The following is a 17,953-nucleotide window of genomic DNA, read 5'->3' on the forward strand; positions in this document are numbered from 1 at the left end:
CCAGGGGATGACCCCGGGCACACCGAGCCCTCACAGCACCGAACCTCAAACACTGAGGACAGSGAAACACCCGGGCCAAGCCCGGGTAACACCCACCCCGCACGCTGAATGTCATGACACCCCCCACCGTGGTGATCGGCGCCGGCCTGGCCGGCACCCGCGTGGCACACCGCCTCGGCCCCGACACGGTCCTGATCGGCGACGAGGCCCACGCCCCGTACAACCGCGTCCTCCTCGCGGAGGTCCTCGCGGGCCGCTATCCGGCCGAGGTCGCCGCCCTGCCGACCCCCGCCTGCACCCTGCTCCGCACCCGCGTCACCCACCTGGACCGCGCGGAACGCCGGGTCCACTGCGCGGACGGCACCGCCGTCCCGTACGGCACGCTGGTCCTCGCGACCGGCTCCAACCCCGTACTGCCGCCGCTGCGCGGCCTCTTCGCCCCGGGTGCCACCGAACTCCCGCGCGGCGTGCATGCCTTCCGCACGATGGACGACTGCCTCGCGCTCTCGGCGGCCGTACGCCCCGGCACCCGCGTCACCGTCATCGGCGGCGGCCTCCTCGGCGTATCGGCGGCCAGGGCGCTGGCCCACCGGGGCGCGCGGGTCGTCCTCACCCAGCAGGCCGAACGGCTCATGGAGCGCCAGCTCGACCCGGCCTCGTCGGAGCTGGTGAGGGCGCATCTCACCGGCCTCGGCGTCGAGGTGCACACCGAGTGCCGGGTGCGCGGGGTCGCCGTCACCGACGGCGCCGTGGACCGGGTGGAGCTCGCCGACGGCTACGCCCTGGAGACCGGGCTGACCGTCCTGGCCTGCGGCGTACGCCCCCGTACGGGCCTCGCGCGGGCCGCGGGCCTCGATGTGCGCGAGGGCGTCGTCGTGGACGGCTCCCTGCGTACGTCCGACCCGCACATCAGGGCCGTCGGGGACTGCGCCGAGCACGCGGGCCGCGTCTACGGCCTCGCGACCCCGGCGCTCGAACAGGCCGACGCGCTCGCCGACGCCCTCATCGACCGGAGCGACCGCCCCTACCCCGGCAGCCGTATGCTCACCCGGCTCACCCTCACGGGCGCCGGTCCCCTCGACGCGGGCCCGGGACCGCAAGGTCGTCCTGCGCGGCGACCGCCTGGTCGGCGGCGTGCTGCTCGGCGACCTCGCGTCGGTGGGCGCGCTCGCCCGCGCCTGGGAGGACGACGACGCCCTGCCCGAGCACGAAGACCCGCTGCTGCATTTGCTCACTCATGACGGAGGCCGCTGACATGCCCAAGCCCCAGCCGAACCCCACCCCGTCCGGGCGGGGCCGCCCGGACCTCGTGCTCGTCGGCCACGGCATGGTCGGCCAGCGTTTCCTGGAGGCCGCCGTGGAGCGCGGGCTCGCGGCGAGCCACCGGATCGTGGTGCTCTGCGAGGAGCCGCGCCCCGCCTACGACCGGGTGGGTCTCACCTCGTACTTCGCGGGGCACACGCCCGACGAACTCTCGCTGACCGACCGGGCGTTCCTGGACGAGCACGGCATCGAGCTGTACGTCGACGAGCCCGCCGTGCGTCTCGACCGCGCGGCGAAGACGGTCACGGCCCGCTCCGGGCGGGTCTTCGCGTACGACACGCTGGTGCTCGCCACCGGTTCCTACCCCTTCGTGCCGCCCGTGCCGGGCAAGGACGCGACGGGCTGTTTCGTGTACCGCACCATCGAGGACCTGCTGGCCATCGAGGCGTACGCGAAGCAGCGCGCCACCACCGGCGCCGTGGTCGGCGGCGGTCTGCTCGGCCTGGAGGCGGCGGGCGCACTGCGCGGCCTCGGCCTCGCCACCCACGTCGTGGAGTTCGCGCCGCGCCTCATGCCCGTCCAGGTCGACGAGGGCGGCGGCGCGGCGCTGCTCCGGACCGTCACCGGCATGGGTCTGACCGTCCACACGGGCGTCGGCACGCAGGAGATCGTGACGGACGGCGAGGGCGCCGTACGGGCCATGCGGCTCTCCGACGGCCGGGAACTCGCCACCGGCCTCGTGGTGTTCTCGGCGGGTGTGCGCCCGCGCGACCAGCTCGCCCGCGCGCACGGGCTCGCCGTGGGTGAGCGCGGCGGCATCACGGTCGACGAGCGGTGCCGCACCAGCGACGCCGACGTCTACGCGATCGGCGAGTGCGCGCAGGCGGTGGACGGCCGCGTGTACGGCCTGGTCGCGCCCGGCTACGAGATGGCGCAGACGGCCGCCGCCGCCATCGCCGCCGAGGAAGAGCCGAGTTTCACGGGCGCCGACCTGTCCACCAAGCTCAAGCTCCTCGGCGTCGACGTCGCCTCCTTCGGCGACGCCCACGGCACCGCCGAGGGCAGCCTCGACGTCGTCTACGCCGACTCGCGCTCGGGCACGTACAAGAAGCTGGTCATGGGTGCGGGCGGCGAGCTGCTCGGCGGGGTCCTGGTCGGCGACGCGGAGGCGTACGGGCTGCTGCGCCCGCTCACCGGGACCGTGCCGCCGGTACCCGCCGAGCAGTTGGTGCTGCCCGCGGGCGCGGGCGCGCCGACCGCGCTCGGCCCGGAGGCGCTGCCCGGTTCGGCCGTGGTCTGCAACTGCCACAACGTCACCAAGGACGAGGTCCAGGCCTGCGCCACGCTGCCCGAGGTGAAGAAGTGCACGAAGGCGGGGACGGGCTGCGGCAGTTGCGTGAAGCTGATCGGGCAGCTGCTGCCGCAAAGCGGTGACCAGGGCCTGTGCGGCTGCTTCGGCCAGACCCGCCAGGAGCTGTACGAGATCGTGCGCGTCCTGCGGGTCACCACGTTCCGCGCGCTGCTCGACGGGCACGGTCGCCCGGCGGCGCGCGGCGGCGAGGGCTGCGAGGTCTGCAAACCGGCGGTCGGTTCGATCATCGCCTCGCTGGCCCCGACCATCGGCGCCGAGGGCCACGTCCTGGACGGCGAGCAGGCGGCGCTCCAGGACACCAACGACCACTTTCTGGCCAATCTCCAGAGGAACGGCTCCTACTCGGTGGTGCCGCGCATCCCCGGCGGTGAGATCACCCCCGAGAAGCTCATCGTCATCGGCGAGGTGGCCAGGGACTTCGGCCTCTACACGAAGATCACCGGCGGTCAGCGCATCGACCTCTTCGGGGCCCGCGTCGAGCAGCTCCCGATGATCTGGACACGCCTGGTGGACGCGGGCTTCGAGTCGGGCCACGCCTACGGCAAAGCGCTGCGGACGGTGAAGTCGTGCGTCGGCCGGACCTGGTGCCGCTACGGCGTGCAGGACTCGGTGCGCATGGCCATCGACCTGGAGCTGCGCTACCGGGGCCTGCGCGCCCCGCACAAGCTGAAGTCGGCGGTGTCGGGGTGTGCCCGCGAGTGCGCGGAGGCCCAGTCCAAGGACTTCGGCGTGATCGCCACGGCGAGCGGCTGGAACCTCTACGTGGGCGGCAACGGCGGCGCGGCCCCGCGCCACGCGGACCTGCTCGCGCAGGATCTGGACGACGCGGAACTGGTGCGGCTCATCGACCGGTTCCTGATGTTCTACATCCGTACCGCCGACCGCCTGGAGCGCACCGCGGCCTGGCTTGAGCGGATCGACGGCGGCCTCGGCCACGTGCGCGACGTCGTCGTCCACGACTCCCTCGGCATCTGCGCCGAGCTGGAGGCGCTGATGGCCGATCACGTCACGCACTACCGCGACGAGTGGGCCGACACCCTCGACGACCCCGAGCGGCTGGCCCGCTTCGTGTCCTTCGTGAACGCGCCCGGAACGCCGGACCCGACGGTCGGCTTCGTCCCCGAGCGCGACCAGATCAAGCCGGATCTGCCGCTGCTGACCCTGGGCAGGCGGCCCCTGGAAGGAGCCTTCTGATGAACGTCCAACTCCGCGTCGACGAGGCCTGGTTCGCGGTCTGCGAGCGCGCCCGGCTGACCCCGGGCCGCGGCCTCGCCGCCCTGCTGCCCGACGGCCGTCAGGCCGCGCTCTTCCTGGACCGCGAGGGCCGCGCGTACGCGATCGACAACCGGGACCCGTTCACGGGCGCGGCGGTGCTGTCCCGGGGTCTGCTCGGCACGGCGGACGGCCGCCCGTTCGTCGCCTCGCCGCTTCTGAAGCAGCGGTTCGACCTGGCGACGGGGCGGTGCCTGGACGACGAGGACGTGGCGGTGGAGACGCATCCCGTGCGGATCGCCTGAAGCGATTTTGCTTGACCGGTCGTTCCGGAAAGCTCTAGTGTCCCTCTCGTGGCCAGGACCAAGGAATTCGATCCGGACGCCGCGCTCCAGTCGGCCCTAGAGCTGTTCTGGCGGCGCGGCTACGAGGCGACGTCGATGGCGGACCTCGTCGAGGCGCTCGGCATCGGCCGCGCCAGCATCTACGCGACCTTCGGCAACAAGCACGACCTGTTCCTGAAGGCCCTTGAGCGGTACGCGCAGAACCAGGACCCGAGCCTGCTCGCGGAGCTGTCGCTGCCCGGTCCCGCCCTGCCCGGGGTCCGCGCGGTGGTGCGCCGCTTCGGCCAGGAGGCCGCGTCCGAGGGAGCCCGCGCGCCCGGCTGCTTCATCACCAACACGGCGGCCGAGCTGGGCCCCCACGACGACGACGCGGCCCGCCGCGTCGAGCGGAGCTGGGAGCACCTGGAGACCCTCCTGCACTCCGCCCTCGTCCGCGCGCGGGCCCAGGGCGAACTGCCCGAGGACCGCGATCCGCTGACGCTGGCCCGCATGCTGCTCGTCCTGATGCAGGGCCTGCGCGTGGTCGGCAAGGCGTCATCGGACCCGGCGCGCGTACGGGACGCCGTGGAGCAGGCGCTGGCCCTGCTGGACTGATCCCGCACCCTGTCCTTCCCTTCCCTTCCCTTCCCTGGCCTGGACTGGCCTCTCACACCATGCCCGCTCACTGCATGCCCTGATATTTGACCGCTCGTTCAAGAAAAGAGACGACGACATGCCCGCAGCAACCAGCACCAGCACCCCCACCCGGGCCCGTTTCACCGGCCGCACGGCCCTCGTCACCGGTGGCGGCTCCGGCCTCGGCCGCGCCATCGCGCTCGCGTTCGCGGCGGAGGGCGCGAACGTCGTCGTGGCCGGGCGCACCGAGGCCGCCCTCAAGGAGACCGCGGGCCTCATCGAGGAGACCGGCGGCACCGCGCTCGCCGTCACCGCCGACGTGTCCCGTTCAGCCGACCTCGCCGCCCTGGTCACCGCCGCCGTGGAGCGTTTCGGCTCGCTGGACGTGGCCGTCAACAACGCGGGCGTCCTGCGGGCCGGACAGCCGGTGGCCGAACTGCCCGAGGCGGACTGGCGCACCATGCTCGACATCAACGTCACCGGTGTCCTGCTCGCCCTCCAGGCCGAGGTCGGACAGATGCGCAGCCAGCCCGGGGGCGGCACCATCGTCAACATCGGCTCCAACCTCGGCGCCCACACCAGCGCGCCGGGCACCGCCGCTTACGGGGCGACCAAGGCCGCCGTCTCCGCGCTGAGCCGTGCGGCGGCGGCCGAGCACATCAGGGACGGCGTGCGCGTCAACACCGTGAGCCCCGGCGCGTCCGACACCACCATGTCGCTCCTCCCCGGCGAGACCGGGGCGGACCGGGCCGCCCGGATGAAGGAGCAGTCCCCGCTGGGCCGGGTCTCCAGCACCGCCGAGGTCGCCGCGGCCGTCCTCTATCTGGCGTCCGACGAGTCGGCCTCCGTGGTCGGCGCGGATCTGGTGATAGACGGCGGCGCCGCCGCCTGAGGGTGACACCGGCCGCCGCGTACGGTTTGTGCGGGGACGGCTCTGGCTCTGGCTCTGTCGTCGGATCCCTCTCCGCCTTACCCTGCGGTCAGAACGCCGCAGGACGAGCCGACGCAGAGGGAGCCCTGCCATGACGGCGTGGACCGCGAGCGACATTCCCGGCCAGAGCGGCCGTACGGCCCTGGTCACCGGCGCGAACAGCGGCATCGGCTACGTCACGGCGCGCGAGCTGGCCCGCCGCGGGGCCCGGGTGACGCTGGCCTGCCGCAGCGAGGAGCGCGGCAGGGCGGCGACCGAGCGGCTCCTCGCCGAGGTGCCGGGCGCGGCGGCGGAGTTCCGGCGCCTCGACCTCGGCGACCTGGCCTCCGTACGGGAGTTCGCGGCCTCGTACGAGCCCGAGCGCCTCGATCTGCTGATCAACAACGCGGGGGTGATGGCGCTGCCCTACCGCCGCACCGCCGATGGCTTCGAGACCCAGTTCGGCGTCAACCACCTCGGGCACTTCGCGCTGACGGGGCTGCTGCTGCCGCGCCTGCTCGACACCCCGGGGGCCCGCGTCGTGAGCGTCTCCAGCTTCCTGCACGCCCTCGCCAACATCGACATCGGCGACCTCAACAGCGAGCTGCACTACCGGCGGTGGATCGCCTACGGCCGCTCCAAGAGCGCCAACCTCCTCTTCGTCCACGAGCTGGCCCGCCGCCTGACCGCCACCGGCTCCGACGTCGTCGCCGCGGCGGCCCACCCCGGTTACGCCTCGACCAATCTGCACGGCGTGGGCCCCCGCATGTCGGGGCGCAGGAACGCGGGTCGCCTCATCGCGCTCGCCACCCGCGCCTTCGCCCAGTCCGCGGAGGCGGGCGCGCTGCCCACGCTGTACGCGGCGACGGCGCCCGGCGTGCGCCCCGACTCGTTCACCGGACCCGCGCTCCTCGGTGTGCGCGGGGCGCCCGCGCGGTCCTGGCGGACGCCCTGGACGGTCGACGACGTGGCGGGCGACCGGCTCTGGGCGGCCTCCGAGGGCCTGACGGGTGTGACGTACGAGGGGCTGAAGCCCTGAGAGCCTGTGCCCGTACGCGCCGCGCGGCCGGATGCCGACACTCGGCCGCAACACCCCTGTCGTAATCCCCGCGCATGGTTGATCGTTGGGCCGACGTGAGTGGAGATCCCGTGCCCCGACCGTACGCAGGGAGACGAACCAGCATGACCATCAGCCGAAGGACACTGCTCGGTACCGGCGCGGCGCTGGGGCTGCTCACCGCCTGCGGATCGAACACCGGCCGCGACGGCGGGGGCTCGGGCGGCAGCGGTCCACGGCTCGCGCAGTGGTACCACCAGTACGGCGAGGCGGGCACCGAGCAGGCCGTGAAGCGGTACGCCGCCGCGTACGAGAAGGCGGACGTCCAGGTCCAGTGGCGGCCGGGCAACTACGACGAGCAGACCGCGGCGGCCCTGCTCACCGACTCGGGCCCCGATGTCTTCGAGGTCAACGGCCCGTCCCTGGACCAGATCCGGCAGGGCCAGGTCGTCGATCTCACCGACCTCTTCGACGGTGTGAAGGACGACTTCAATCCGGCGGTGCTCGCGCCGAAGACGTACGACGGGAAGATCTGGGCGATCCCCCAGGTCGTCGACATGCACCTGCTCTACTACCGCAAGAGCCTCCTGAAGGACGCGGGCGTGGCGCCGCCGAAGAGTCTCGACGAGCTGGTCGACGCGGCGAAGGCGCTGACCACGAAGAAGGTGAAGGGCCTCTTCCTCGGCAACGACGGCGGCGCGGGCGCCCTCGGCGTCACCCCGCTGCACGCGGCGGGCCTCTCCTCCGTCACCGAGGACGGCGAGGTCGGCTTCGACGACCCGGCCGCCGCCCGGACCCTCGGCAAGCTGCACGAGCTGTACGCCGACAAGTCGCTGCTGCTCGGCGCGCCCGCGGACTGGTCGGACCCCTCGGCGTTCACGCAGGAGCTGACCGCCATGCAGTGGTGCGGCCTGTGGGCGCTGCCCGCGGTGAAGAAGGAGCTGGGCGAGGACTTCGGGGTGCTGCCGTTCCCCGCGGACGGCGCGGCCGGGAAGCCCGCGCTGCCGGTCGGCGCGTACGGCGCGGCCGTGAGCGCCCGCAGCAGGCGGAAGCGGGAGGGCAAGGCGTTCCTGAAGTGGCTGTGGATCGACAGGACCGCATATCAGGAGGACTTCGCGCTCTCCTACGGCTTCCACATCCCCGCCAGGCTCTCCCTCGCCAGGAAGGCGGACAAGCTGAAGGACGGCCCGGCGGCGGAGGCCGTCCGGTACTCCACCGAGTACGGCTACGCGGAGCCCCTGCTGTGGACGCCCGCTTCCCGTACCGCCTACCAGGACGCGCTGAGCCGGATCATCAAGTCCGGCGCGGACCCCGCGAACGAGCTGCGGTCCGTCGTCCGCACGGTGCGGGCGGAGCTGGCGCGGACCAAGAAGAAGTCGTGAGGGCCGCCGCTTCCCGGCGGGCGGGGGCGTCGCGGCGTGCACGGGCGTTCCGGCGGGCAGGCGTGTTCGGAGCCCAGAACCGCACCCTGTGGTTCTGGGTGTTCGTCGGACCCTTCGCGCTCGGCCTGGTCCTCTTCACCTACGTACCGCTCGCCTGGAGCGTCTACCTCAGCTTCTTCGACGCCCACAACACGGTCTCGCCGGACGACTTCATCGGCTTCGGCAACTACACGTCGATGCTGGAGAACGACGCCTTCACCGACAGCCTCGTCACCTTCGCGGTCTTCTCGGCGTTCATCGTGCCGACGACGTTCGTGCTCTCGCTCGCGCTCGCGCTGATGGTCAACCGGCTCCGCAGGGCGCAGGCCTTCTTCCGCTCCGTCTTCTTCCTGCCCGCCGCGTGCAGCTATGTAGTGGCGGCGCTGATCTGGAAGCTGTCGCTCTTCAACGGGGTGCGGTTCGGGCTCGCCAACACCGTCCTCGGCTGGTTCGGCGCCGACCAGACCGCCTGGCTCTCGACGACGGAGCCGCCCTGGTACTGGCTCGTCATCGTCACCGTACGGCTCTGGCTCCAGGCGGGCTTCTACATGATCCTCTTCCTCGCCGGGCTCCAGCGCATCCCGCCCACGCTCTACGAGGCGGCGGCGGTGGACGGGGCGCGGCCCGGCTGGCAGGTGCTGCGCCACATCACCCTGCCGCAGCTCCGCGCCACGTCGGTCGCGGTCATGCTGCTGCTCGTCATCAACGCCTTCCAGGCCTTCGACGAGTTCTACAACCTGCTCTCGGACTCCGGCGGCTATCCGCCGTACGCCCGGCCGCCGCTCGTCTACCTCTACTACACGGCCCTCGGCCAGGAGCAGAACCTCGGGCTCGGCAGCGCGGGAGCGGTGATCCTCGCCCTGATCATCGCGGTCGTGACGGTCGGCCAGGCCACGTGGTTCGGCCTGAGCCGGAAGGAGGACTGACACGTGAGGCCCCGCAAGGCTCCGGCGACCCCCCGCAAGGCTCCGGCGACCGCTCGCAAGGCTCCGGCGACCGCTCGCAAGGCTCCGGCGGCCCCGCTCAGGGCTCCGGCGGCCCGGCGGCGTGCCGGGTCGCCCCGGCGGCCCCTGGACGACGCCATGGTCCGCGTCGGCCGCGCCCTGCGCACCGCCCTGCTCGCCGCCCTGGCCGTGCTGTTCCTGATCCCCTTCTATCTCCTGCTCCGCAACGGCCTCGCCGCCGAGGACGAGATCACCTCCCCCGACTGGACGTTCTTCCCCGCGTCCCTGCGCTTCTCCAACCTGTCGGAGCTGTTCGACGACCCGACGGTGCCGATGGCGCACGCCCTGCTCAACTCGACGCTGATCGCGGTCGCGACGACCGTCGGCACCCTGCTCCTCGCCTCCCTCGCCGGATACGGCCTGGCGCGCATCCCCTACCGCCACGCCGACAAGGTCTTCTACGCGATCCTCGGCACGATGATGGTCCCCGCCGCCGTCACCTTCGTGCCGAGCTTCGTCCTGGTCTCCTCGCTCGGCTGGGTGTCGACCCTGCGCGGCCTGATCGTCCCGACCCTCTTCTCCGCCTTCGCGTGCTTCATCTTCCGGCAGTACTTCCTGGGCTTCCCCCGGGAGCTGGAGGACGCGGCCCGGGTGGACGGACTCGGCCACTGGCGCACGTACTGGCGCGTCGTCGTCCCCAACTCCCGCCCCGTCTTCGCCGCCGTCGGCACGATCGTCTTCATCGGCGCCTGGAACTCCTTCCTCTGGCCGCTGGTGATCGGCCAGGACCGCGACGCCTGGACGGTCCAGGTGGCCCTGGCCACCTTCACCACCTCCCAGGTGATCCGCCTGCACGAACTGTTCATGGCGGCGGCGGTCTCGATCCTCCCCCTGCTCCTGGTCTTCCTCCTCTTCCAGCGGTGGATCGTGGCGGGGGTGGAGCGGTCGGGCATCGACGACTGAGTGCGCCACCCCGTGCCGCGACGACTGATCGCCGCCACATCTGACCGGAACTGCCTCCCCGTCCGCGCCCCGGACCGGTGCGCGTCCCGGCTCGTGGTCCGACGACCTCCCCGGGGGGTCCCGTACGGCGATCAGGGGAGTCCGGATGCTGACATCCAGCCCCTTCAAACGGCGTGATTCTCGCCACCCCTGATCACCTCGGCGCTCAGATGAGCGCGGAATCAGCGGCTGCACTTCTCCAAGGGGTGGCACTCAGTGCCACCGCTCGATCATTCACGACCTGAACTCACATCTGAGATACGCGCGCTCATGTGAGCGTTTCGCAGGGTCTACGGGGGTTGAGCCTTCGACACTTGAATGCATGGAGCCCGCGTTCACTACCGCTCGGTCACTTTCGATCTAGCGGCGGACGGGTGGTTACGGCCGTATGACGCGCAAGTGGACGTACCCAGGCGCCTTCGATCTGGGTATGTTCCTCGCCGTCAGGGCAGCCACCGAGTCCTCCAGGAGCCGAGACCCGTGTCGGAAAACAAAGATCCCCACGTAGCTCACACGAGTGAGGGCGTTAAGTTCGTTTACGACTTCACCGAAGGCAACAAGGACCTCAAGGACCTCCTCGGCGGGAAGGGTGCGAACCTCGCCGAGATGACCAACCTGGGGCTGCCCGTGCCCCCGGGCTTCACCATCACGACCGAGGCATGCAAGACGTACCTCGACAGCGGCGAGGAGCCCGCCGAGCTGCGGGACGAGGTGAGTGCGCACCTCGACGCCCTGGAGAAGAAGATGGGCAAGAAGCTGGGTCAGGCCGATGACCCGCTGCTCGTCTCCGTCCGCTCGGGCGCCAAGTTCTCGATGCCCGGCATGATGGACACCGTCCTGAACATCGGGCTCTCCGACAAGTCCGTGACCGGGCTCGCCAAGCAGTCCGGCGACGACCGCTTCGCGTGGGACTCCTACCGCCGCCTCATCCAGATGTTCGGCAAGACCGTCCTCGGCGTCGACGGCGACCTCTTCGAGGACGCCCTGGACAAGGCCAAGGAGGCCAAGAAGGTCACGGTCGACACCGACCTGGAGGCCGCCGAGCTGAAGAAGCTGGTCACCAAGTTCAAGAAGATCGTCAAGACCGAGGCAGGCCGGGACTTCCCGCAGGACCCGCGCGAGCAGATGGACCTCGCGATCCGCTCGGTCTTCGAGTCGTGGAACACCGACCGCGCCAAGCTCTACCGCCGCCAGGAGCGCATCCCCGGCGACCTCGGCACGGCCGTCAACATCTGCTCGATGGTCTTCGGCAACCTCGGCCCCGACTCCGGCACGGGCGTCGCGTTCACCCGCGACCCGGCCAGCGGCCACCAGGGCGTCTACGGCGACTACCTCCAGAACGCGCAGGGCGAGGACGTCGTCGCGGGCATCCGCAACACCGTCCCGCTCGCCGATCTGGAGCGGATCGACAAGAAGTCCTACGACCAGCTCATGCAGATCATGGAGACGCTGGAGACGCACTACAAGGACCTCTGCGACATCGAGTTCACCATCGAGCGCGGCCAGCTCTGGATGCTCCAGACCCGCGTCGGCAAGCGCACCGCCGGTGCCGCCTTCCGCATCGCGACGCAGCTCGTGGACCAGGGCCTCATCGACGAGGCCGAGGCGCTCCAGCGCGTCAACGGCGCCCAGCTCGCCCAGCTCATGTTCCCCCGCTTCGACGAGGGCGCGAAGGTCAAGCAGCTCGGCCGGGGCATCGCCGCGTCACCCGGTGCCGCGGTCGGCAAGGCGGTCTTCGACTCCTACACCGCGATCAAGTGGTCGCGTTCGGGCGAGAAGGTCATCCTGATCCGCCGCGAGACCAACCCCGACGACCTGGACGGCATGATCGCCGCCGAGGGCATCCTGACCTCGCGCGGCGGCAAGACCTCGCACGCGGCGGTCGTGGCGCGCGGCATGGGCAAGACCTGTGTGTGCGGCGCCGAGGAGCTGGAGGTCGACACCAAGCGGCGCTGCCTGACCGCGCCGGGCGGCGTGGTCGTCGAGGAGGGCGACACCGTCTCCATCGACGGCTCGACCGGCAAGGTCTACCTCGGTGAGGTGCCCGTCGTGCCCTCCCCCGTCGTCGAGTACTTCGAGGGCCGCATGCACGCGGGCGCCGACGACGCCGACGAGCTGGTCGCCGCCGTGCACCGCGTCATGGCGTATGCGGACCGGGTGCGGCGCCTGCGGGTGCGCGCCAACGCCGACAACGCCGAGGACGCGCTGCGGGCGCGCCGCTTCGGTGCGCAGGGCATCGGCCTGTGCCGCACCGAGCACATGTTCCTCGGCGAGCGCCGCGAGATGGTCGAGCGGCTGATCCTCGCCGACGCGGACGAAGAGCGCGAGGACGCCCTCAAGGAGCTGCTCCCGCTCCAGAAGCGGGACTTCGTGGAGCTCTTCGAGGCGATGGACGGCCTGCCCGTCACCGTCCGGCTGCTCGACCCGCCGCTGCACGAGTTCCTGCCCGACATCACCGAGCTCTCGGTGCGCGTCGCCCTCGCCGAGTCCCGCAAGGACCCCAACGAGAACGACCTGCGCCTGCTCCAGGCCGTGCACCGGCTGCACGAGCAGAACCCGATGCTGGGCCTGCGCGGCGTCCGCCTCGGTCTCGTCATCCCCGGTCTCTTCACCATGCAGGTGCGGGCCATCGCGGAGGCCGCGGCCGAGCGCAAGAACGCCAAGGGCGACCCGCGCGTGGAGATCATGATCCCGCTCGTGGGCACCGTCCAGGAGCTGGAGATCGTCCGCGAGGAGGCCGAGCAGGTCATCGCGGAGGTGCAGGAGACGACCGGTGTCGAGCTGAGGCTCGCGCTCGGCACGATGATCGAACTGCCCAGGGCCGCGCTGACGGCCGGCCAGATCGCGGAGGCCGCGGAGTTCTTCTCCTTCGGCACGAACGACCTGACGCAGACCGTCTGGGGCTTCTCCCGCGACGACGTGGAGGCCAGCTTCTTCACGGCGTACCTGGAGAAGGGCATCTTCGGGGTCTCGCCCTTCGAGACCATCGACAAGGACGGCGTCGGCAAGCTGGTCAGGGACGCCGCGAAGGCGGGCCGCGAGACCCGGCCCGACCTGAAGCTCGGCGTCTGCGGCGAGCACGGCGGCGATCCGGAGTCGGTGCACTTCTTCCACGAGGTGGGCCTGGACTACGTCTCCTGCTCACCGTTCCGTATCCCGGTGGCCCGCCTGGAGGCCGGGCGCGCCGCCTCGCACTCCACGGGCAGCGACCACCGGTAGGAACCAGAGCCCCGGGACCGCCGCCGTGTCCCCGACCCTCAACACCGATGCGGCGGCGGTTCCGGTCCACCCGGGAGCCCGGGTGTCCCGGGCTCTGAGAAGGGGCGGCACCCGTGCGGGGGTGCTGCCCCTTCCCGCATGCCCTCGCATGCCCTCGCCGGGTCAGACCACCGGCTCGGGCAGCGTCATGAGGGCGGCCCGGTGGCGGCCCGCAGCGGCGACGGCTTCCGGGCCGCCGAGCGCGGCGACGCCGATGAGCCGCGGGCCCAGGTGGTAGCCGTACAGGAGGTCGCCGTCGGCCGACTCCGGATCGCCCGCGAGCAGCTCGCGGCGGTCGGCCAGGCCCGGCAGGCCGAAGGACTGGAGCCGCAGTGTGAACTGGTCGCTCCAGAAGGACGGCAGCGGCGCGCAGGGCGCCGGGTCGCGGACGGCTCCGGTGAGCCCGGCGACCAGGGTGCGGGCCGCGTGGCGCGCGGTGTCGCCGGGCACCGACCAGTGCTCGACGCGGCGCGCGAGCGGTCCGTAGCGCGGGTTGGGGAAGCGGGCGACGTCGCCGACGGCCACCGCGTGCGGGAGGCCGCCGACGCGCAGGTGCGCGTCGCAGAGGATGCCGTCGCTCAGGTCGATGCCCTCGGTGGCCGCGAGCCACTCGGTGTTGGGCAGCGAACCGACGGCCTCGACGAGGACGTCGGCGGTGAGTTCCGTACCGTCGTCGAGCACCGCGCCGTCCGGCGTCAGGGCGGTGACGAGGCGGCCCATGCGGAACCTGACTCCCCGGGCCTCGTGCCGCCGCCGCAGGGCCCGTGCCAGCTCCGGGCCGAGGGCGAGGGCCATGGGTTCCGCCTCGGGGGCGACCACGGTCACCGCGCAGCCCGCGGTGCGCGCGGTGGCCGCCACCTCGCAGCCGATGAAGCCGGAGCCGATCACCAGTACCCGGGCGCCCGCCGCCAGCCTGGCGGCCAGGGCCGCCGAGTCCTCCAGGGTGCGGACGACGTGCCGGGGCGGGCCCCCGGGCAGCGGGAGCCTGCGAGGCCGCACCCCCGTGGCGGCCACGAGACCCTCGTAGGGACGGACCGTGCCGTCCGCCAGCGTCAGGGTGCGCGCCCCGAGGTCGGCGGCGGTGACCGCCGCGCCGAGGCGCCACTCCACGTCCGCGACGCTCGGGCGGCGGCGCAGCTCCGTGGCGGTCGCGGGCGCGCCGCCCGCGAGCACCTCCTTGGACAGCGGCGGGCGGTTGTAGGGCAGGTGGGGTTCGTCGCCGTAGAGCGTGATGCCGCCGTCCCACCCGGCGGCGCGGAGCTGCTCGGCGGCGCGCAGCCCGCCGAGGGAGGCCCCGACGACGGCGATGCCCGGTGCGCCCACGGCTCAGCCCTCGACCCGGATGGCCTGGAGCGGGCAGACGTCGGCGGCTTCCTCCACGTCGTCGCGGAGTTCGGCGTCCGGCGAGGCGACGTAGACGAGGTGACCGCTGTCGTCGAGCCGGAAGACGTCCGGCGCGGCGAAGACGCACTGCCCGTGGTTCTGGCAGACATCCAGGTCGACGGTGACGTTGAGCACGTGAACTCCTCTGGTTTCGGTTCTCAGCGGCGGGGCGCGCGGATGCCGCGGAACTCCCAGTCGCCGCCGAGTGCCGTGGAGAGGACCTCCTCGGACGCGGTGGGCTGGGCCCCGACGTCGGCGCGCACGGGCGTCGGCCCGGTGACGATGTGGTTGGTGAGGCGCCCGAGCCCCTCGGCCTCGACCTCGACGACATCGCCGGGCCGTACCGGGCGGGAGCCCGCGGGCGTGCCGGAGAGCAGCACGTCGCCCGGCTCCAGGGTGATCGTGCGGGCGATGTCGGCGACGAGGTAGTGCATGTCCCACTCCATCTCGTCGGTCGAACCGTCCTGGACGAGGCGGCCGTTGACGTAGGTGCGCAGGTACTTGCCGCGGAAGTCCCAGCCGGTGACCAGGCCGGGCCCCAGCGGGCAGAGCGTGTCGGAGCCCTTGACCCGGAGCATCGAACCGGCGTCGGTGTCGCGGAAGTCGTGCAGTCCGTAGTCGTTGGCGAGGGTGTAGCCCGCGATGTACGCCCCCGCGTCGGCGGGCGCGGTGTTGCGGCAGGTGCGGCCGATGACGATGCCGATCTCGCCCTCGTAGTTGAGGTACTGGCAGCCTTCGGGGCGTACGACGGCGCCGCCGTGGCTGTTGAGCGCGGAGACGGGCTTGTGGAAGTAGGTCGGCGCGGGTGGCAGGCGCGCGCCGAACTCGGCGACGCGGCTGCGGTGGTTGAGGTGGACGGCGATCACCTTGGAGGGCCGGACGGGCGGCAGGTGGTGCGCCTCCGCGGCCTTCACCCGGCGCCCGTCGTGGGCCACCAGTTCGTCGCCGTCCCGCACGACCTGCGCGGCGGCCCCGTCGAGCAGGATGCGGCGGTACTCGGTGGTCGCGTGGCCGGTGGTCATGCGATGTCCTCGCTCCCCTCGTGGGCGGCGGCCGTCCAGCCGTCGGCCGGGCGGTCGAACCACAGGTGGATCTGTCCGGTGCCGACGGAGTTCTCGTACGCGCTGTAGGGGCGCCCCGGGGCGGTGCAGCGGGCCTCGCCGAGGGCGCCGATCATCATCAGGTAGTGGCCGAAGCGCGCCTCGGGCCGGTGGGTGAGGAACTCCGGCATGGTGGCGAGGACCTGTGCGTGGTCGCCGTCCTCGAACCAGGCGATGCGGCGCTCGTCGGCGGCGCGCGCCTCCGGTGTACGGATGTGGACGGGGTCGCTGGCCTCGTGGTCGCGGAGTTCGCGCAGCGGCCAGAAGGTGTGGGACAGGGCCCCGGAGGCGATGAGCAGGACCCTGCGGCCGGGCAGTGACGCGACGCCGTCGGCGAGCGCGCGGCCGAGCCGCAGGTGGTCCTCCGCGTCCCCGGTCTGACAGACCCCGATCGAGATCCACTTCTTGTCGGGGAGGCCGGCGCCCAGGTACTGCCAGAGGTTGATGGTGGCGTAGTACACGGGCAGGAAGGGATCGTCGATCGGGGTGATCCAGGTGCCGTGCCGGTCGGCGAAGGAGGCGACGGCGTGGGCGAGTCCGGGGTCGCCCGGGTAGTCGTAGGGCATGCGGCACATGCCGCGCGGCAGCTCCTCGGAGGTGAAGAGCCCGGCGCGGCGCGGGTGCGCGGTGACGACGAACTCGACGGTGGTCGCCCAGTGCGAGTCGAGGACGACCACGGTGTCGTAGTCGAGGGTCTCGAAGACGTCCCTGCGCAGCCTGCGCAGGCCGGGCACGAGGCTGATCTCGCGGCCCTCGTTGAGCTCCTTGCGGGTCTCCTCCGGCAGCACGATGGTCGGTACGTGGGCGAGGAGGCCCGCCCCGACGATCTCACCCATGGCGGGCCTCCCACTTCCCCGGCGCGGTCACGGTGTTCTTCAGGTCGCAGTAGAAGTCGAAGGACCAGTCGCCGCCCTCGCGCCCCACGCCGGACTGCCGGGAGCCGCCGAAGGGTGCGGAGAGGTCGCGCACGAAGAAGCAGTTGACCCAGACCGTGCCCGCGACGAGCCGCGCGGTGATCCGCTCCGCGCGGTCGCGGTCACCGGTGACGAGGGTGGCGGCGAGGCCGAAGCGGGTGCCGTTGGCGAGGCGTACGGCCTCCTCCTCGTCGCCGTCGGGAAAGGTCTGGAGGGTGAGGACGGGCCCGAAGACCTCCTCCTGGACGATCTCCGAGTCCTGCGCGACGCCGGTCAGCAGGGTGGGCAGGTAGTAGTTCCCGCCGAGGCCGGTGTTGCGGCCGCCGCCGATGACGGGCGTGGCGCCCGCCGCGAGGGCCCGGCGCACGAAGCCGTCGACGCGCTCGACATGGCGGGGGTGGATGGTGGGGCCGATCCCGGTGGCCTCGTCGCGGGGATCTCCCTGGGTCACCTTCGTCACCCGGTCAAGAAAGTGACCGAGGAACGCGTCGCGCACGGACTCCTCCACGAGGATGCGGGTGGCGGCCAGGCAGACCTGTCCCGCGTTGTCGTACTGCTCGACGGCGAGATCGGCGGCGAGTTCCAGGTCCGCGTCGGCGAAGACGAGCAGCGGCGACTTGCCGCCGAGTTCGAAGCTGCACGGCGTGAGGTGCGCGGCGGCGGCCGTGGCGATGCGGCGCGCGGTCGGCACGGACCCGGTGAAGCTGACGCGCCGCACATCGGCGTCGGCGACGAGCGCTGCCCCAACCTCGTCCCCGTACCCCTGTACGAGGTTGAAGACGCCGGGCGGCAGTCCAGCGCCGTGGGTGATGTCGGCGAAGAGCGAGGCGGTCAGCGGGGTCCACTCGGCGGGCTTGAGCACCACGGTCGAACCGGCGGCGAGCGCGGGCGCGATCTTCCAGGTGGCCAGCATCAGCGGCGCGTTCCACGGCGTGATGAGCACGGCGGGGCCCGCCGGGTCCCAGGTCACGTGGTTGGTGTGGCCCCGGGTCTCGAAGTCGGGGTGGGCGAGGGCGAGGAGGCGGTCGGCGAAGTAGCGGAGGTTGTGGGCGACGCGGGGCATGACGCCGCGCCGGTGCGAGCGAAGCAGGGCGCCGTTGTCGGCGGTCTCCACGCGGGCGAGGTCCTCCGCGCGGGCCTCGACCCCGTCGGCGACGG

Annotated in this window: 14 protein-coding genes and 1 pseudogene; 10 read left to right on the forward strand and 5 right to left on the reverse strand. The window is 72.2% G+C overall.

The annotated features are described in order from the left end of the window. Nucleotides 1-113: 113 nt before the first annotated feature. The 10 genes and pseudogenes from AB8Z36_RS06805 (at nucleotide 114) to ppdK (ending at nucleotide 13,359) form a co-directional block, all read left to right on the forward strand. A pseudogene (locus AB8Z36_RS06805) lies at nucleotides 114-1,254 on the forward strand (NAD(P)/FAD-dependent oxidoreductase). Nucleotide 1,255: 1 nt separating this feature from the next. Then, nucleotides 1,256-3,829: a nitrite reductase large subunit NirB gene (gene nirB / locus AB8Z36_RS06810; protein WP_369212276.1), complete on the forward strand. Its 2,574-nt coding sequence runs from the start codon at nucleotides 1,256-1,258 to the stop codon at nucleotides 3,827-3,829. After that, complete coding sequence (nirD, locus tag AB8Z36_RS06815; protein ID WP_369212277.1) at nucleotides 3,829-4,152, forward strand: nitrite reductase small subunit NirD; 324 nt, start codon at nucleotides 3,829-3,831, stop codon at nucleotides 4,150-4,152. The genes nirB and nirD overlap by 1 nt, the downstream gene beginning before the upstream one ends. Nucleotides 4,153-4,200: 48 nt before the next feature. Then, complete coding sequence (locus AB8Z36_RS06820; protein WP_369212278.1) at nucleotides 4,201-4,785, forward strand: TetR/AcrR family transcriptional regulator; 585 nt, start codon at nucleotides 4,201-4,203, stop codon at nucleotides 4,783-4,785. A gap of 118 nt (nucleotides 4,786-4,903) precedes the next feature. Further along, on the forward strand, nucleotides 4,904-5,698 hold the full coding sequence (locus AB8Z36_RS06825; protein ID WP_369212279.1) for an SDR family NAD(P)-dependent oxidoreductase: 795 nt from the start codon (nucleotides 4,904-4,906) through the stop codon (nucleotides 5,696-5,698). Between the two features lie 130 nt (nucleotides 5,699-5,828). Then, nucleotides 5,829-6,755: an oxidoreductase gene (locus AB8Z36_RS06830; protein ID WP_369212280.1), complete on the forward strand. Its 927-nt coding sequence runs from the start codon at nucleotides 5,829-5,831 to the stop codon at nucleotides 6,753-6,755. Between the two features lie 143 nt (nucleotides 6,756-6,898). After that, complete coding sequence (locus tag AB8Z36_RS06835; protein WP_369212281.1) at nucleotides 6,899-8,155, forward strand: ABC transporter substrate-binding protein; 1,257 nt, start codon at nucleotides 6,899-6,901, stop codon at nucleotides 8,153-8,155. Between the two features lie 62 nt (nucleotides 8,156-8,217). Then, the gene (locus AB8Z36_RS06840) at nucleotides 8,218-9,120 is read left to right on the forward strand and encodes a carbohydrate ABC transporter permease (RefSeq protein ID WP_369212282.1); all 903 of its coding nucleotides are present in this window, start codon (nucleotides 8,218-8,220) and stop codon (nucleotides 9,118-9,120) included. A gap of 144 nt (nucleotides 9,121-9,264) precedes the next feature. After that, a complete protein-coding gene (locus AB8Z36_RS06845) occupies nucleotides 9,265-10,101 on the forward strand; it encodes a carbohydrate ABC transporter permease (protein WP_369212289.1) in 837 nt (278 codons plus the stop codon). Nucleotides 10,102-10,620: 519 nt separating this feature from the next. Continuing rightward, nucleotides 10,621-13,359, forward strand: a complete 2,739-nt coding sequence (gene ppdK, locus AB8Z36_RS06850) for a pyruvate, phosphate dikinase (RefSeq protein ID WP_369212283.1) — start codon at nucleotides 10,621-10,623, stop codon at nucleotides 13,357-13,359. Between the two features lie 162 nt (nucleotides 13,360-13,521). Here ppdK and AB8Z36_RS06855 read toward each other — a convergent pair whose 3' ends face one another. The 5 genes from AB8Z36_RS06855 to AB8Z36_RS06875 all read right to left on the reverse strand — a co-directional run. After that, nucleotides 13,522-14,721, reverse strand: a complete 1,200-nt coding sequence (locus AB8Z36_RS06855) for an NAD(P)/FAD-dependent oxidoreductase (protein ID WP_369212284.1) — start codon at nucleotides 14,719-14,721, stop codon at nucleotides 13,522-13,524. Nucleotides 14,722-14,724: 3 nt separating this feature from the next. Continuing rightward, nucleotides 14,725-14,916, reverse strand: a complete 192-nt coding sequence (locus tag AB8Z36_RS06860; RefSeq protein ID WP_369212285.1) for a ferredoxin — start codon at nucleotides 14,914-14,916, stop codon at nucleotides 14,725-14,727. A gap of 23 nt (nucleotides 14,917-14,939) precedes the next feature. Beyond that, nucleotides 14,940-15,803: a fumarylacetoacetate hydrolase family protein gene (locus AB8Z36_RS06865; protein ID WP_369212286.1), complete on the reverse strand. Its 864-nt coding sequence runs from the start codon at nucleotides 15,801-15,803 to the stop codon at nucleotides 14,940-14,942. Continuing rightward, the gene (locus tag AB8Z36_RS06870; RefSeq protein ID WP_369212287.1) at nucleotides 15,800-16,717 is read right to left on the reverse strand and encodes a 3,4-dihydroxyphenylacetate 2,3-dioxygenase; all 918 of its coding nucleotides are present in this window, start codon (nucleotides 16,715-16,717) and stop codon (nucleotides 15,800-15,802) included. The genes AB8Z36_RS06865 and AB8Z36_RS06870 overlap by 4 nt, the downstream gene beginning before the upstream one ends. Beyond that, nucleotides 16,710-17,953: aldehyde dehydrogenase family protein (locus AB8Z36_RS06875; protein WP_369212288.1), on the reverse strand; the 1,244-nt coding region annotated here is incomplete at its 5' end. The genes AB8Z36_RS06875 and AB8Z36_RS06870, both read right to left, overlap by 8 nt.

It is taken from the genome of Streptomyces flavofungini (assembly GCF_041028215.1).
Taxonomy (GTDB): Bacteria; Actinomycetota; Actinomycetes; order Streptomycetales; family Streptomycetaceae; genus Streptomyces; species Streptomyces flavofungini_B.

Coding starts and splice junctions, on each gene's coding strand:
- nirB (WP_369212276.1), top strand. CDS start 1,256: ATGCCCAAGCCCCAGCCGAACCCCACCCCGTCCGGGCGGGGCCGCCCG.
- nirD (WP_369212277.1), top strand. CDS start 3,829: ATGAACGTCCAACTCCGCGTCGACGAGGCCTGGTTCGCGGTCTGCGAG.
- AB8Z36_RS06825 (WP_369212279.1), top strand. CDS start 4,904: ATGCCCGCAGCAACCAGCACCAGCACCCCCACCCGGGCCCGTTTCACC.
- AB8Z36_RS06830 (WP_369212280.1), top strand. CDS start 5,829: ATGACGGCGTGGACCGCGAGCGACATTCCCGGCCAGAGCGGCCGTACG.
- AB8Z36_RS06835 (WP_369212281.1), top strand. CDS start 6,899: ATGACCATCAGCCGAAGGACACTGCTCGGTACCGGCGCGGCGCTGGGG.
- AB8Z36_RS06865 (WP_369212286.1), bottom strand. CDS start 15,803: ATGACCACCGGCCACGCGACCACCGAGTACCGCCGCATCCTGCTCGAC.
- AB8Z36_RS06870 (WP_369212287.1), bottom strand. CDS start 16,717: ATGGGTGAGATCGTCGGGGCGGGCCTCCTCGCCCACGTACCGACCATC.